This is a genomic window from Streptomyces sp. HB132, assembly GCF_016909575.1.
GTDB lineage: Bacteria > Actinomycetota > Actinomycetes > Streptomycetales > Streptomycetaceae > Streptomyces.
Map to the genome: position 1 here is coordinate 414,733 of NZ_JAFBGA010000002.1, position 13,656 is coordinate 428,388.

Annotated in this window: 14 protein-coding genes; 7 read left to right on the top strand and 7 right to left on the bottom strand. The window is 69.8% G+C overall.

The features are described from left to right. Nucleotides 1–89: 89 nt before the first annotated feature. Genes JOC24_RS06140 through pdhA form a run of 3 tightly spaced genes read right to left on the bottom strand, consistent with a single transcriptional unit; the run spans nt 90 to nt 3,738 of the window. On the bottom strand, nt 90–1,547 hold the full coding sequence (locus tag JOC24_RS06140; RefSeq protein WP_205019079.1) for a dihydrolipoamide acetyltransferase family protein: 1,458 nt from the start codon (nt 1,545–1,547) through the stop codon (nt 90–92). Further along, nucleotides 1,547–2,578: an alpha-ketoacid dehydrogenase subunit beta gene (locus JOC24_RS06145; protein ID WP_205019080.1), complete on the bottom strand. Its 1,032-nt coding sequence runs from the start codon at nt 2,576–2,578 to the stop codon at nt 1,547–1,549. Before JOC24_RS06145 ends, JOC24_RS06140 begins: the two co-directional genes overlap by 1 nt. Further along, nucleotides 2,575–3,738: a pyruvate dehydrogenase (acetyl-transferring) E1 component subunit alpha gene (gene pdhA, locus JOC24_RS06150; protein WP_205019081.1), complete on the bottom strand. Its 1,164-nt coding sequence runs from the start codon at nt 3,736–3,738 to the stop codon at nt 2,575–2,577. Before pdhA ends, JOC24_RS06145 begins: the two co-directional genes overlap by 4 nt. Before the next feature lie 210 nt (nt 3,739–3,948). Here pdhA and JOC24_RS06155 point away from each other — a divergent pair, with 210 nt between their 5' ends. After that, nucleotides 3,949–4,470: an Lrp/AsnC family transcriptional regulator gene (locus tag JOC24_RS06155; RefSeq protein ID WP_205019082.1), complete on the top strand. Its 522-nt coding sequence runs from the start codon at nt 3,949–3,951 to the stop codon at nt 4,468–4,470. Nucleotides 4,471–4,495: 25 nt separating this feature from the next. Here the strand turns inward: JOC24_RS06155 and JOC24_RS06160 are convergent, their stop codons facing one another. Continuing rightward, on the bottom strand, nt 4,496–5,086 hold the full coding sequence (locus JOC24_RS06160) for a TetR/AcrR family transcriptional regulator (protein ID WP_205019083.1): 591 nt from the start codon (nt 5,084–5,086) through the stop codon (nt 4,496–4,498). 122 nt (nt 5,087–5,208) lie between these two features. Between JOC24_RS06160 and paaN the strand changes: the two genes are divergently transcribed. Next, on the top strand, nt 5,209–6,909 hold the full coding sequence (gene paaN, locus JOC24_RS06165; RefSeq protein WP_205019084.1) for a phenylacetic acid degradation protein PaaN: 1,701 nt from the start codon (nt 5,209–5,211) through the stop codon (nt 6,907–6,909). A 73-nt stretch (nt 6,910–6,982) separates the two neighbouring features. Here the strand turns inward: paaN and JOC24_RS06170 are convergent, their stop codons facing one another. Genes JOC24_RS06170 through JOC24_RS06180 form a run of 3 tightly spaced genes read right to left on the bottom strand, consistent with a single transcriptional unit; the run spans nt 6,983 to nt 9,830 of the window. Beyond that, nucleotides 6,983–7,693 carry a TrmH family RNA methyltransferase gene (locus tag JOC24_RS06170; protein ID WP_205019085.1) on the bottom strand — a complete coding sequence of 237 codons (711 nt, stop codon included), beginning with the start codon at nt 7,691–7,693 and terminating at the stop codon, nt 6,983–6,985. Further along, nucleotides 7,690–8,961 (bottom strand): HTTM domain-containing protein, encoded by a 1,272-nt coding sequence (locus JOC24_RS06175; protein ID WP_205019086.1) that lies wholly within the window; start codon nt 8,959–8,961, stop codon nt 7,690–7,692. Before JOC24_RS06175 ends, JOC24_RS06170 begins: the two co-directional genes overlap by 4 nt. Then, nucleotides 8,958–9,830: a DUF5819 family protein gene (locus tag JOC24_RS06180; protein WP_239579930.1), complete on the bottom strand. Its 873-nt coding sequence runs from the start codon at nt 9,828–9,830 to the stop codon at nt 8,958–8,960. The genes JOC24_RS06175 and JOC24_RS06180 overlap by 4 nt, the downstream gene beginning before the upstream one ends. 115 nt (nt 9,831–9,945) lie before the next feature. Between JOC24_RS06180 and paaA the strand changes: the two genes are divergently transcribed. The 5 genes from paaA to JOC24_RS06205 are packed head-to-tail and all read left to right on the top strand — an operon-like array spanning nt 9,946 to nt 13,515. After that, nucleotides 9,946–10,974, top strand: a complete 1,029-nt coding sequence (gene paaA / locus JOC24_RS06185) for a 1,2-phenylacetyl-CoA epoxidase subunit PaaA (RefSeq protein WP_205019088.1) — start codon at nt 9,946–9,948, stop codon at nt 10,972–10,974. After that, nucleotides 10,971–11,261, top strand: coding sequence for a 1,2-phenylacetyl-CoA epoxidase subunit PaaB (paaB, locus tag JOC24_RS06190; protein ID WP_055553366.1), 291 nt, complete (start codon nt 10,971–10,973; stop codon nt 11,259–11,261). The genes paaA and paaB overlap by 4 nt, the downstream gene beginning before the upstream one ends. Next, nucleotides 11,258–11,959 (top strand): 1,2-phenylacetyl-CoA epoxidase subunit PaaC, encoded by a 702-nt coding sequence (gene paaC / locus JOC24_RS06195; RefSeq protein ID WP_205019089.1) that lies wholly within the window; start codon nt 11,258–11,260, stop codon nt 11,957–11,959. Before paaB ends, paaC begins: the two co-directional genes overlap by 4 nt. Next, complete coding sequence (gene paaD, locus JOC24_RS06200; protein ID WP_239579794.1) at nt 11,953–12,453, top strand: 1,2-phenylacetyl-CoA epoxidase subunit PaaD; 501 nt, start codon at nt 11,953–11,955, stop codon at nt 12,451–12,453. Before paaC ends, paaD begins: the two co-directional genes overlap by 7 nt. After that, nucleotides 12,454–13,515 (top strand): 2Fe-2S iron-sulfur cluster-binding protein, encoded by a 1,062-nt coding sequence (locus JOC24_RS06205; RefSeq protein WP_205019090.1) that lies wholly within the window; start codon nt 12,454–12,456, stop codon nt 13,513–13,515. It begins immediately after the preceding gene. The last annotated feature ends 141 nt before the right edge of the window (nt 13,516–13,656 follow it).

Here is a 13,656-nt window from a genome sequence, read left to right on the forward strand (position 1 = left end):
CCCGAGTATGCGGGCCACCCGCCCAGGACGGTCCCCCGGGGACCGAAGTCACGAGAACCACGGGACGGGGCCGATCCAGGACGATCCCACTACAGCGTGCGCAGCAGCATCACCGGCTGTTCCACACAGTCGGCCACGAACCTCAGGAAGCCTCCCGCCGTGCCGCCGTCGCAGACCCGGTGATCGAAGGTGAGCGAGAGCTGTACGACGTGGCGGACCGCCAGCTCACCCTCGTGCACCCAGGGCTTGGGCATGATCCGTCCGACTCCGAGCATGGCCGCTTCCGGATGGTTGATGATCGGAGTCGACCCGTCGACACCGAACACGCCGTAGTTGTTCAGGGTGAACGTCCCCCCGGTGAGCTGCGCCGGGGTCAGCTTCCCGTCGCGGGCCGCCTCCGTCAGCCGGGCGATCTCCGCCCCGATCGACTCCGCGTTCCGCGTATGGGCGTCCCGGACCACCGGAACGACCAGGCCACGCTCCGTCTGTGCGGCGAAGCCCAGGTGGACTCCGGGCAGCCGAACGATCTCCCGCGCGTCGGCGTCCACGGTCGAGTTGAGCTCGGGGAACCGCGCCAGAGCCGCCGTGCAGATTCGAGCCAGCAGGGCGAGCACCGACACCTTCGGCCCCGCGGCAGGACCGCCGGCCGCGTTCATCGCGGACCGCGCCGCCATCAGCTCGGTGGCGTCGGCATCGACCCAGCAGGTGGCATCCGGGATCTCACGCCGACTGCGCGACAGCTTCTCGGCGACCGCGCCCCGGACCCCGCGCAGCGGGATCCGCTCGGCAGACGGGACGGGCTCCGGCCCGGCCTGCGGGACTGCGTCCGCGGGCGCCTCGTCCGCGGCCTTGATCGCGTACTCCACATCGGTACGCAGGATCAGTCCGTCCCGCCCTGTACCGACGACGTGCCGGAGGTCCAGCCCGTGCTGCCGCGCCAGTTTCCGGACCAGTGGGGAGATGACGGCGACAGGTCCCTGCGGCTCCTCCACGCCGAGCGCCGATGCCCTGGCCGACGTCTTGGCCGAGACCGGTGCCGCAGCCGAGTCCGGAACGGCGCTCGTGGCCCGTGCCGCAGTCGCGACCGATGCCACGGTCGCGCCCGGATCCGGATCCGAGACCGGATTCGCGGCTGAGACCGGTGCCGCGGTGGTGGCCGAGACAGGAGCGGGCCTGACCCGGCGTCTGCGCGCCGCCGGTGCGCCCGTGCCGTAACCGACCAGCACGTTGCCGGACGACTCGTCCTCCGCGCCGCCGCCCGCGGACCCGCCGGAAGCCGCGTGCCCCGTCACCGGCTCCGCCGATCCGACAGCAACGGTCAACAGCGGTGCGCCGACCGGAAGCTCCAGGCCTTCCTCGCCGTATCGCGCCGTCACCACACCCCCGTACGGGCAGGGGACCTCAACCATGGCCTTGGCCGTCTCGACCTCGACGACGGGCTGGTCGACTGCCACGACGTCGCCGACCTCAACCAGCCAGCGCACGATCTCGGCCTCGGTCAGCCCCTCGCCCAGGTCCGGCAGCTTGAATTCGAGCACCTTCGCCATCAGCTCTCGGCCTCCCACTGAAGACGGGCGACCGCGTCGAGCACACGGTCCACACCCGGCAGATGGTGCCGCTCCTGCATCGGCGGCGGATAGGGAATGTCGAACCCGGCGACGCGCAGGACCGGTGCCTCCAGATGATGGAAGCACCGCTCCGTGACGCGAGCCGCGATCTCACCGCCCGGGCCGCCGAAACCGGACGACTCGTGGACGACCACCGCGCGGCCCGTGCGGCGGACCGACGCGGCGACGGTCTCGTCGTCGAAGGGAACCAGCGAGCGCAGGTCGACCACTTCGAGGTCCCATCCCTCGGCCGTCGCCGCCTCGGCCGCCTCCAGGCACACCGGAAGCGACGGTCCGTAGGTGATCAAGGTTGCGCTGCGCCCGGAGCGCCGGACCACGGCACGCCCGATGGGCTCGACCGGGGCCGGCGCATCCGGTGACCAGTCGGCCTTGGACCAGTAGAGCCTCTTCGGTTCCAGGAAGACCACCGGATCGTCTGAGGCGATCGACTCCCTCAACAGCCCGTACGCGTCGTCGACCGTGGCGGGCATGACCACGTGCAGGCCGGGCGTCGCCATGTAGTAAGCCTCCGAGGAGTCGCTGTGGTGCTCGACCCCTCCGATCCCACCGCCGTACGGCACGCGCACCGTGATCGGGAGCGGCATGGCGCCCCCCGTTCGGTTCCGCATCTTGGCGACGTGGCTGACCAGCTGCTCGAACGCTGGATACGCGAAGGCGTCGAACTGCATCTCCACCACGGGCCGCAGCCCGTACATCGCCATGCCCACGGCCGCGCCGAGGATCCCCGCCTCGGCCAGTGGCGTGTCCGTGCAGCGCTCGTCGCCGAACTCCTTCGCCAAGCCGTCGGTGACGCGGAAGACGCCACCGAGTGTCCCGACGTCCTCACCGAGGACGTGCACCGTCGGGTCCTCGGCCATCGAGTCGCGCAACGCCCGCCCCAGGGCCTGTGCCATCGTGGCCGGCTTGGCCCGGCCGGTCCTCCCACCGGCCGTCGCCGTGACGGTGCTCATCGCCCCTCCTCCGCGCCGCTCTCGTCGTGCGGGCCGTGCTCGGCGTCCAGCTCGCCCCGCAGCCGTGCCGCCTGCTCCCGCAACTGCCCGGTCTGCTCCTCGTAGACATGGGCGAAGAGGTCCATGGGGTCGAGCACCGGATCGGCGTTCATCTGCTCCCGCAGCCTCTCCGCCATACGTTCCGCCGCCTCCCGCACCGTCTTGATGCCGTCCTCGTCCAGCAGCCCGCGCCCGGTCAGCTCCCGCTCGAGAAGCACGATCGGGTCGTGCGCGCGCCACGCCTCCACCTCGCTGTCGCCGCGGTATCGGGTGGCGTCGTCGGCGTTGGTGTGGGCGTCCATCCGGTAGGTGACCGCCTCGACGAGCGTCGGCCCCTCCCCCCGCCTGGCCCGGGCCACAGCTTCGCTCAGCACCTGGTGCACCGCGGCCGCGTCGTTACCGTCGACCAGGCGACCTGGCATCCCGTATCCGACGGCCTTGTGGGCGAGGGACGGCGCCGCGGTCTGCTTGGCCAGAGGCACCGAGATCGCGAAGCCGTTGTTCTGGACGAGGAACACGACCGGCGCCCGCCAGACGGCAGCGAAGTTCAACGCCTCGTGGAAGTCGCCCTCACTCGTCCCGCCGTCGCCGACCATCGCGAGGGCGACCACGTCGTCCCCCTTGAGCCGGGCCGCGTGCGCAAGGCCCACGGCATGCGGCAACTGGGTGGCCAGCGGCGTGCACAGCGGGGCGATGCGGTGCTCACGCGGGTCGTAACCGGTGTGCCGGTCCCCTCGCAGCAGCGTCAGCGCCTCCACGGGGTCCAGGCCACGGGCCACCGCGGCGAGGGTGTCGCGATAGCTGGGAAAGAGCCAGTCACGGTCCTCCAGCACGAGCGCCGCCGCGATCTCACAGGCCTCCTGACCGGTGCTCGACGGATACACCGCGAGCCTGCCCTGCTTGGTCAGTGCGGTGGCCTGAGCGTTGTACCGGCGACCGCGAACCAGCTCGGCGTAGAGCCTCAACAGCAGCTCGGGATCGGCACCGGCCGCCGCGTCCGTACCGAGCACGCGGAGCGGCTCCGGATCCGGGAGCAGCGGCGCGGGATCGGTGAGCGGCTTCCAGGCCGGGGGCGGCGTGGGCCTGTAGGCGGCTGCGCCGGGCAGCTCCTGGACCGTCATGACAAGCACCTCCTGGCATCGAGATACATCGAGGGGTGTCGAAATCCGCAGGAATGGCGGGGCGTGGGCAGGGCACGGTGTGGTGTGCCTCACCTACCGATTGTTCGGTCGTCGGCGCAATTTGGCTACAGGCACCTCCAGCCTGTGGACAAACGGTTCTCCACAGCCTGGGATAGGGGCAGGTCGTCCACAACAGGGAGGCGCGGGCAGATGACAGCTGAACAAATGGCCGACGAGGGCGGAGACCCGGGCCGCATTCCGCCCGCACGGCCGCTGGATTCCACGGACCGTGCCATCCTGCGCATCCTCCGCACGGACGGCCGCGCCTCGATACGGGCCGTCGCTGAACGCGTCCACGTCTCGCGAGCCAACGCGTACGCCCGCATCAACAGACTCGTCGAGGACGGCGTGATCCGCGGCTTCAGCGCACGCGTGAATCACGAGAGGGCGGGTCAGGCGGCCTCCGCGTACATCACGCTCAAGATCGTCCAGAACTCGTGGCGCACTGTCCGCGAACAGCTCCAAGCGCTTCCGGGCGCCACCCACATCGCACTGGTCAGCGGCGACTTCGACGTCCTGCTCCTCGTGCACACGCCGGACAACCAGGCTCTGCGCGAGCTGGTCCTGACCCGCATCCAGGCAATACCCGAGGTGCTGTCCACCCGCACCCTGCTGGTGTTCGAGGAGACGGACCTCGGCCCGCGCCCGGACCGCCCGGCCGAGATCGCCTAGGTCCCTCGATCGGGACCAGGCCCGGTCAGCCGGCCCGCATGCCCTCGAAGGCCAGCTGGACGACGGTGTCGGCGAGCTGCTCCGTCTCGGGGGACCCTCCCGGCTGCGGGCGGTACCACTCGACCAGCGAGTTCACCATGCCGAACAGCAGCCGGGTCGCCAGGCGTATGTCCACGTCCGCCCGGAGGTCTCCCTCCGCCACGGCGGCCTTCAGCAGCTCGGACACCCGCTGATCGAATTCCCGTCGGCGCTCCAGAGCCCAGCGCTCCGTTGTCGTGTTGCCTCGCACGCGCAGCAGCAGCGTCACGTACGGCAACTCCTCCATGAGCACCTCGACCGTACGGCGCGTGACGTACTCGACCCTGCCGATCGCGCGCCCGTGTATCGCCCCGGTCTCGTCGAGAATGCCGAAGAGTCCGTCGAGCGCCCGGCTCACCGCTCGCCTGAGAAGCTCCTCCTTGCCCGCCACGTGGTGGTAGATGGATGACTTGGAGATGCCGGCCGCCCTGGACAGGTGCTCCATCGACGTGCCGTCGTAGCCGCGCTCGTTGAAGACACGGACGGCAACCGTCAGGAGTGTCTCCGGGGTGTACGTGTCCCGCTTGGCCGTGGTCATGACCGCGATCCTCCCCCATGACTTGTCCACAGGTTTCCGGGACCCCTTGTCCCGACCGATCGTTCGGTTACTCTAACTCCGTCAGCACATCCCTGCCCGGCTCGACGAGGAGTTGGTCCGTCATGGCCGCCGAGCTTTCCCCCGAGAAGCTGTCCGAGATCCACCGCCCGACGCTCGACCAGGCCCTCGACGCGATCCGTACGCGCGCCTACTGGTCACCGCATCCCGAGCACCCGAAGGCCTACGGCGAGGGAGGCCTCCCCGGCAGCCTCGGCGCGGCCGAGGGCAAGGCGGCGTTCGACGCCGTGCTCAACACCCGGCTGGAGCTCGGCCAGCCCGGCACCGACGGCTGGACGGGCGGAGAAGTCTCGCCCTACGGGCCGGAGCTCGGCGTCGAGTATCCGCACGCGGACCCGGACGTCCTGCTTCCCGTCATGGGCGCAGCAATGGCCTCCTGGCGGGCGGCGGGGCCCGAGGCGCGGGCTCTTGTCTGTCTGGAGATCCTCGCCCGGATCAGCGCCCGTACGCACGAGCTGGCCCACGCCGTGATGCACACCAGCGGACAGGCTTTCGTGATGGCCTTCCAGGCGGGCGGACCGCACGCCCAGGACCGCGGCCTGGAGGCCGTGGCCTACGCGTACGCGGAGCAGACGCGCACGCCGCACAGCGCCGACTGGTCGAAGCCCCAGGGCAAGCGTGACCCGCTGCGGCTGCACAAGTCGTTCACGGCGGCAGGACGCGGCGTCTCCCTGCTGATCGGCTGCAACACCTTCCCCACGTGGAACGGCTATCCGGGTCTCTTCGCCTCCCTGGCGACCGGCAACGCCGTTCTGGTCAAGCCGCACCCGCGGGCCGTTCTCCCCCTGGCGCTCACCGTTCAGCTGGCGCGCGAGGTGCTGGCCGAGGCGGGCTTCGACCCGAACCTCGTCGCCCTGGCGACGGAGCGGCCCGGCGAGGGCATCGCCAAGGACCTCGCGGTACGGCCCGAAATCAAGATCATCGACTACACGGGTTCCACCGCCTTCGGTGACTGGCTGGAGGCCAACGCCCGTCAGGCACAGGTCTACACGGAGAAAGCCGGGGTCAACACGATCGTCCTGGACTCCACCGACGACTACCGGGGCATGCTCTCCAACCTGGCCTTCTCGCTCTCCCTCTACAGCGGTCAGATGTGCACCACTCCTCAGAATCTGCTCATCCCGCGCGACGGCATCACGACCGACGCGGGCGCCAAGTCCTACGAGGACGTGGTGGCGGATCTCGCCGAGGCGGTGAAGGGGCTCCTCGGTGACGACGCCCGGGCCAACGGACTGCTCGGCGCCCTGGTGAACCCGGACGTGAAGGCACGGCTGGAAGGAGCCGCGGCCCTGGGCGACGTCGCGCTCGCCTCCCGACCGGTGGCCAACCCCGACTTCCCCGACGCCGTGGTCCGCACCCCGGTCCTCGTGAAGCTCGACGGGACGAAGCCCGACGACGGGGCGGCCTATCTTTCGGAGTGCTTCGGCCCGGTCTCGTTCGCGGTCGCCGTCGACTCGACCGATGACGCATTGGACCTGCTGCGCCGCACGATCCGCGAGAAGGGCGCCATGACCGTCGGTGCGTACACCACCTCCCCCGAGGTGGAACGCGCGGTGGAGGACGTCTGTTTCGACGAATCGGCTCAGCTCTCGCTGAATCTCACCGGCGGTGTGTTCGTCAACCAGACGGCGGCCTTCTCGGACTTCCACGGTTCGGGAGGCAATCCGGCGGCCAACGCGGCACTCTGCGACGGGGCTTTCGTGTCCAACCGTTTCCGGGTGGTGGAGGTCCGCCGCCAGGCCTGAACGCGCTTCACGCGCAAGGCCCGGGGTCGGGTGGTCCGTGGGCGTCCGGTGGAGCGGAGATCCGCTCCACCGGTCAGCCGCCGCGTGGGTCCGGGATATCCGCGTACCGCTGCACCCAGGCGTGCATGGCGATGGCCGCCGCCGCGCCGGCGTTGATCGAGCGCGTCGAGCCGAACTGAGCGATCGAGCACACCGTCGAAGCGTGCCTGCGCGCCTCCTCCGTCAGTCCCGGGCCCTCCTGCCCGAACAGCAGCACGCACCGCCGTGGCAGCTCCGTCCGCTCCAGCGGCACGGCCCCCGGAAGATTGTCGATCCCGATGATCGGCAGCCCCTCGGCCGCGGCCCAGGCGGTCAGGTCCGCCGTGTCAGGGTGGTGCCGCACGTGCTGGTAGCGGTCGGTGACCATGGCACCCCGCCGGTTCCAGCGCCGCCGCCCCACGATGTGGATCTCCTTCGCGAGGAAGGCGTTGGCGGTGCGTACCACCGAACCGATGTTGAAGTCATGGCCCCAGTTCTCCACCGCCACATGGAAGTCGTGGCGCCGGAGGTCGAGATCGGCGACGATCGCCTCCCTCGTCCAGTACCTGTAGGCGTCACCCACATTGCGCCGGTCACCGTGGGCGAGGAGCTCCGGGTCGTAGCGCTCCCCCTCGGGCCAGGGCAGCGGGTGCGGCCCGACGCCGATCACGGCGCCGTACCCGTCGTCGTACTGGATCGGTTCCGCGGACGGATCGGGCGCCGCTTCCACCTGGGGCTCTTCTGTACTTCCGGTCTCGCTGGTCACCCGACGAGCGTATGGCCACTGCCACCGCCGCCGCGCGGGGCCTCCTCGTCGTCCGGCACCGCCCGACGCTGCCCGGGGAGCCGCAGTCCGCCCGCCGCCCGGGAGATCAGGCGCTGCCGGACGAGCCAGCCCTTCTGTCCCAGCCACACCAGGAAGACCGTCGGAAGGAAGACGGCGTCCGCGGCGATCATCGCCATGGAGAAGAAGGGCAGCCCCAGCAGCACGGCGATCCCGGCGTGCTCACCGATCATGAGAACCAGCAGGACGTTCTTGACCCGCCGGTTGAACAGCGTGAACGGGAAGGCGACCTGCACGATGACCGTGGCGTACGTCAACACCATGACCGCCAGGGCGCTGGAGGCCAGCAGCCCTGAGAGGCCCGGCCACGGGGCGAAGTAATCCAGCTTGAGCGGGTAGTAGATCGCGGTGCCGTCCTGCCAGCGGGAGCCCTGGATCTTGTACCAGCCTGCGGTCGCGTAGACGAGACACACCTCGGCCATGATCACGAGAAGAGCGGCGTTGTGGGCCAGGTTGGCCAGGACATCGAAGAGTGCGCGCAGCTCGTGATCCGGCGCGTACCGGTTCAGGGCCCACCAGGCGCCGTTCCCCAGCCACAGCACCCACAGGAGGGACGGCAGCCACCATGTGCCGCCGAGGCCTCCCATGAGGGTGGCGGGCAGCAGAACACAGCCGAGCACCGCCCACAGGACCGGCCCGACGACGTCACGGGGTGGCCGGTCTCCCTCCGCACGGCACAGGGCGCTCCGCGACAGACGGCGCGCGTCCAGCGACCAGACCCGCGCGCAGCGCGTCAGCACCAGATAGACGGCCATCAGGTGGATGACGTTGTCGCCGCCGTCGCCCATGAAGATGCTGCGGTTCTGCAGGGAGAGCACACCGGCCATGAACAGAACGGATGAGGCCCTGGTCCGCCAGCCGGTCATCAGCAGCGCGGCCGATAGCAGGGTGATCACGTACACGGTCTCGAACCAGACCGTGCCGTCCGACCACATCAGGACGGTGAAGGAGTCGTTGTTGCTGATGAGGCGGCGCGCCATGTCCCAGCTCCACGGGCCGTCGGGCCCGTACAGCTCGTGGCGGTGCGGCAACTCCCGCAGCAGGAACAGGAGGTAGGTGGCGGACACACCGATCCGGACGACGGCGCTCTGGTAGGCACCGAGGGGGGAGGCGGTGACGCGCCGCCCGGCGCGGCCGAGCGAGCGGCCGACGGTACCGGCGCGCTCCTGAATCGGGGCCGGGGCGCTCACTTCTCCGCCTTCCGGAGCTGCGAAGCCTGGTCCGCCGACGCCGTCCCGGGGAGGTCGGAGGGCGTCACGGTCCACCATGGGAGTTCCCTGTACTCCGCCTTCGTGCTGATCTTCTCGTTGCTCCACTCCGGGGCCGCGACGGAACGCACGGCGGACCGGACCTGGATCCGCTCGACGGCTCCGCCGTAACCGTGCTCGGCGAGGCGCAGCATGACGATGCGGCGGATGTAGCGCTCGGACAGCTCGCCCCTCAGGCCGTTGGGGCGGTTCTCGCTGTCGTGGGAGCCGGTGTAGAAGTCCCAGGCACGGCGAAGCTCGTTCTGGTCGACGTGACTGGGGAGGACGTTTCCGCGTATCGCCTCGCCGTCCTCACGCGAGAGATTGATCCAGCGGGTGATGCTGCTGCCGTCCGCACCGTTGTCCTCCAACTCCGCCCGTACGTGTACGGAGATGTTCTGCTGGAGCGGATTGGGCGCGAAGAGCTTCCAGTTCTGCTCGAACTCCGGGAAGACCCAGTCGTCAACCACCTCGCCGTGCTGCTTCGTCAGCGTGTTGGACGGCGCGACGTGCAGAAAGATCATGGCCACGTGTGCGCAGGCCAGCAGCCCTATGAGGGACGCCGCGATCGCCGCCACGATCTGATATGGAAGAGAGAGCGCGGCCACACCGCCGTCCGGACCGCGTCCGGCCGGCGCGGAGCCATGGTCCGAACACTCCGCGGCGACCGGTTCTCGGGAGTGTTCCGCCTCGGCCCCCGGTATCCCCGCAGGTGCGGACTCCGGGCCCTCGTCCGCTTCCGGGCGGTCAGTCACACCGGGCCAGGCGAGCTTCGTCTCGGTTCCCCTGCGCCCACCGTGGTCCGCGTCCATCCTGCCCCGATCACCGTCGATCACCACTCAGTTATCCACAGGGTTGACACCCTACGGGCCTCCGGCTCACCATTGAAGTCCATGGACCGAACGATCGGTCGGTAGGGAGCCCGGGATGGCGGCAGTGACTGCGGACCAGACGACGCAGGGGACAGCAGGCACGGCGGAGGAAGCGGAAGCGGCGCACCTCGCGGCATTCGACGCCGCGGTGGCGGCGGACGACCGGATCGAGCCCCGTGACTGGATGCCGGAGGCGTACCGGGCCTCGCTGGTCCGCCAGATGGCCCAGCACGCCCATTCCGAGATCATCGGCATGCAGCCGGAGGCCAACTGGATCTCCAGGGCGCCCTCGCTGCGCCGCAAGGCCATCCTGATGGCGAAGGTGCAGGACGAGGCCGGGCACGGCCTCTATCTCTACAGCGCCGCGGAGACGCTCGGCACCAGCCGCGAGGAACTGCTCGACAAACTGCACGCAGGTCGCCAGCGCTATTCCTCCATCTTCAACTACCCGACGCTGACCTGGGCGGACGTGGGCGCGATCGGCTGGCTCGTCGACGGCGCCGCGATCACCAACCAGGTGCCTCTCTGCCGTTGCTCCTACGGCCCGTACGCGCGTGCGATGGTCCGCATCTGCAAGGAGGAGTCCTTCCACCAGCGACAGGGTTACGAGCTGCTGCTCGCCCTCAGCCACGGCACCCCCGCCCAGCACGAGATGGCGCAGGACGCGGTGAACCGCTGGTGGTGGCCCTCCCTGATGATGTTCGGTCCGCCCGACGACGCCTCGGCGCACTCGGCGCAGTCGATGGCCTGGAAGATCAAACGGCACTCCAACGACGAGCTGCGCCGGCGTTTCGTCGACATCTGCGTCCCTCAGGCACAGGCGCTGGGCCTCACCCTCCCCGACCCCGACATCCGGTGGAACGAGGAGCTCGGGCAGCACGACTACGGGGAGATCGACTGGACGGAGTTCCAGGAGGTCCTCAAGGGCAACGGCCCTTGCAACGAACAGCGGCTCACCCAGCGCCGGAAGGCACACGAAGAGGGCGCCTGGGTCCGCGACGCGGCAGCAGCATACGCAGACAAGCACTCGGCACGGTCCGGCACCGCCGGAGCAACCGCCCAGCCCGTGGAGGCGACCGCATGAGCAGCTCGACCGACTGGCCCCTGTGGGAGGTGTTCGTGCGTTCCCGGCGCGGGCTGTCCCACACCCACGCGGGCAGCCTGCACGCACCGGACGCCGAAATGGCCCTGCGTAACGCGCGCGATCTGTACACGCGCCGCTCGGAAGGCGTATCCCTCTGGGTGGTCCCCTCGACGGAGATCACGGCCTCCTCGCCTGACGAGAAGGACTCGTTCTTCGAACCCGCAGGCGACAAGCCCTACCGCCACCCCACGTTCTACGACATCCCGGAAGGGGTGAAGCACCTGTGACCGCGGCTCTCGCCCTGGGCGACGACGCGCTGGTGCTCTCGCACCGGCTGGGGGAGTGGGCGGGCCACGCCCCCGTGCTGGAGGAGGATGTGGCTCTGGCCAACATCGCCCTGGACCTGCTGGGGCAGGCCAGGATGCTGCTCTCGTTCGTGGGGGACGAGGACCAGCTGGCCTACCTCCGCGAGGAGCGGGCCTTCCGCAACGTCCAACTGGTCGAGCAGCCGAACGGCGACTTCGCCCACACCATGGCCCGTCAGCTGTACTTCTCCGTCTACCAGCATCTGCTGTACGAGGAGCTGGCCGCGGGCGAGGGTGAGTTCGCGGATCTCGCGGCCAAGGCCGTCAAGGAAGTCGCCTATCACCGGGATCATGCAGAGCAGTGGGTCCTGCGACTCGGTGACGGCACCACGGAAAGCCATGAGCGCATGCAGCTCGCACTGGACGCGCTGTGGCGGTTCACCGGAGAGCTGTTCGAGCCCGTCGAAGGAATCGACATCGACCGGCCAGCCCTGCGCGACGGCTGGCTCGCAGCAGTCACCTCCGTGGTGGAGCGGGCCACCCTGGCGGTCCCGTCAGGGCCGCAGTCCGGGGCGTGGGCTGCCGGAGCGGGCCGGCAGGGCCTGCACACGGAACCGTTCGGGCGGATGCTCGCAGAGATGCAGCACCTGCACCGCAGCCACCCGGGGGCATCATGGTGACCACCGAGACCCAGCTGGAAGCGGAGCTCCACCGGCTGGCGGGCTCCGTGCCCGACCCGGAACTGCCGGTGCTCACCCTGGACGAGCTCGGGGTGCTCCGGGGAGTACGGGTGGACGGGCCGGACAAGGTCACGGTGCGTCTCACTCCGACCTACACAGGATGCCCCGCCATCGAAACGATGTCGGCCGACATCGAGCGTGTGCTGCTCGACCACGGCGTCGCCGAGGTGTCCGTGGTCACGGTCCTGGCCCCGGCCTGGTCGACGGACGACATCAGCGACGAAGGGCGCCGCAAGCTCGCCGAGTTCGGCATAGCACCACCACGTCCGCGAACCGATCCGGGCGGGCCGGTGCCCCTGACACTCTCGGTGCGCTGTCCGCACTGCGGATCGACGGACACGGAGTTGCTGAGCCGGTTCTCCTCCACGGCGTGCAAGGCGCTGCGTCGATGTGTGACCTGCCGCGAACCGTTCGACCACTTCAAGGAGTTGTAGATGTTCCATCTGCTCCGGGTCAGCATGATCGAGCGGATCACGGACGACGCGGTGGCCGTCACCTTCGCCGTGCCGTCCGAACTACGCGAGACCTTCCGCCACACTCCCGGCCAGCACCTGAATGTGCGCTACAGCGTCGGTGGCGAGGAGATCCGGCGGTCGTACTCGATTTGCGCACCTGCCGCCGAGCAACCGGGTGACCCTGTGCTGCGGGTCGGCATCCGCATGGTCGACGGAGGGGCGTTCTCGACATACGCCCTCAAGGAGCTGGCCGTCGGGGACCAGGTGGAGGCGATGGCTCCGATGGGCCGGTTCGTCCTCGCCCCGCGCCCCGGCCATTTCGCGGCGATCGTCGGTGGCAGCGGCATCACGCCGGTGCTGTCGATGGCGTCGACACTGCTGGCGCGAGAACCCTTGGCGCGCTTCTGTCTGATCCGCAGCGACCGGACGGCCTCGTCGACGATGTTCCTCGACGAGGTGGCGGACCTCAAGGACCGCTATCCGGACCGCTTCCAGCTGGTGACGGCGCTGTCCCGGGAGGAACAGGCCGCCGGTCTCCCCTCGGGTCGGCTGGACCACGAGCGGCTCACCGGGCTGCTGCCCGCGTTGTTGCCGGTAGCCGACGTGGACGGCTGGTTCCTCTGCGGGCCGCTCGGCCTGGTGCGGGCGGCGGAAGGCGCGCTGCGCGCACTCGGCGCCGACCGGTCACGCGTCCACCAGGAAATCTTCCACGTAGCCGACGAGGGGACAGCCACGCCGACGGCGACCCGGGTCGCCGCACCGTCGGAGAGCCGGCTCACGGCGACCCTCGACGGGCGGTCGGGGAGCTGGCCGGTCCAGGACGGCGAATCACTGCTGGACACGGTGCTGCGAAGCCGCTCGGACGCTCCGTATGCCTGCAAGGGAGGAGTGTGCGGGACCTGCCGGGCCTTCCTCGTCTCCGGCGAAGTCCGGATGGACCGCAATTTCGCACTCGAACCGGAGGAGACCGGGGCCGGTTTCGTCCTGGCCTGCCAGTCCCACGCCGTCACCCCCGAAGTCGAAATCGACTTCGACCGCTGACGACCGCAAGGCGCCCGCCCCGCCAGAAGAACCACTCGTGCCCGGCGCACGGGCACCCGTCGGTGCCTGTGCGCCGGGCACGACACACGTACGCCGGTGCCGGCCTGTCCGCGTAGGTGAACGGACAGGAGAAGCGCGCAG

Bases quoted from the DNA above. Each gene is read 5' to 3' on its own strand.
- paaD (WP_239579794.1), top strand. From the start codon at position 11,953: ATGGTGACCACCGAGACCCAGCTGGAAGCGGAGCTCCACCGGCTGGCG.
- paaA (WP_205019088.1), top strand. From the start codon at position 9,946: ATGGCGGCAGTGACTGCGGACCAGACGACGCAGGGGACAGCAGGCACG.
- JOC24_RS06160 (WP_205019083.1), bottom strand. From the start codon at position 5,086: ATGACCACGGCCAAGCGGGACACGTACACCCCGGAGACACTCCTGACG.
- JOC24_RS06145 (WP_205019080.1), bottom strand. From the start codon at position 2,578: ATGAGCACCGTCACGGCGACGGCCGGTGGGAGGACCGGCCGGGCCAAG.
- pdhA (WP_205019081.1), bottom strand. From the start codon at position 3,738: ATGACGGTCCAGGAGCTGCCCGGCGCAGCCGCCTACAGGCCCACGCCG.
- JOC24_RS06180 (WP_239579930.1), bottom strand. From the start codon at position 9,830: ATGGACGCGGACCACGGTGGGCGCAGGGGAACCGAGACGAAGCTCGCC.
- JOC24_RS06205 (WP_205019090.1), top strand. From the start codon at position 12,454: ATGTTCCATCTGCTCCGGGTCAGCATGATCGAGCGGATCACGGACGAC.
- paaN (WP_205019084.1), top strand. From the start codon at position 5,209: ATGGCCGCCGAGCTTTCCCCCGAGAAGCTGTCCGAGATCCACCGCCCG.
- JOC24_RS06155 (WP_205019082.1), top strand. From the start codon at position 3,949: ATGACAGCTGAACAAATGGCCGACGAGGGCGGAGACCCGGGCCGCATT.
- JOC24_RS06140 (WP_205019079.1), bottom strand. From the start codon at position 1,547: ATGGCGAAGGTGCTCGAATTCAAGCTGCCGGACCTGGGCGAGGGGCTG.
- paaB (WP_055553366.1), top strand. From the start codon at position 10,971: ATGAGCAGCTCGACCGACTGGCCCCTGTGGGAGGTGTTCGTGCGTTCC.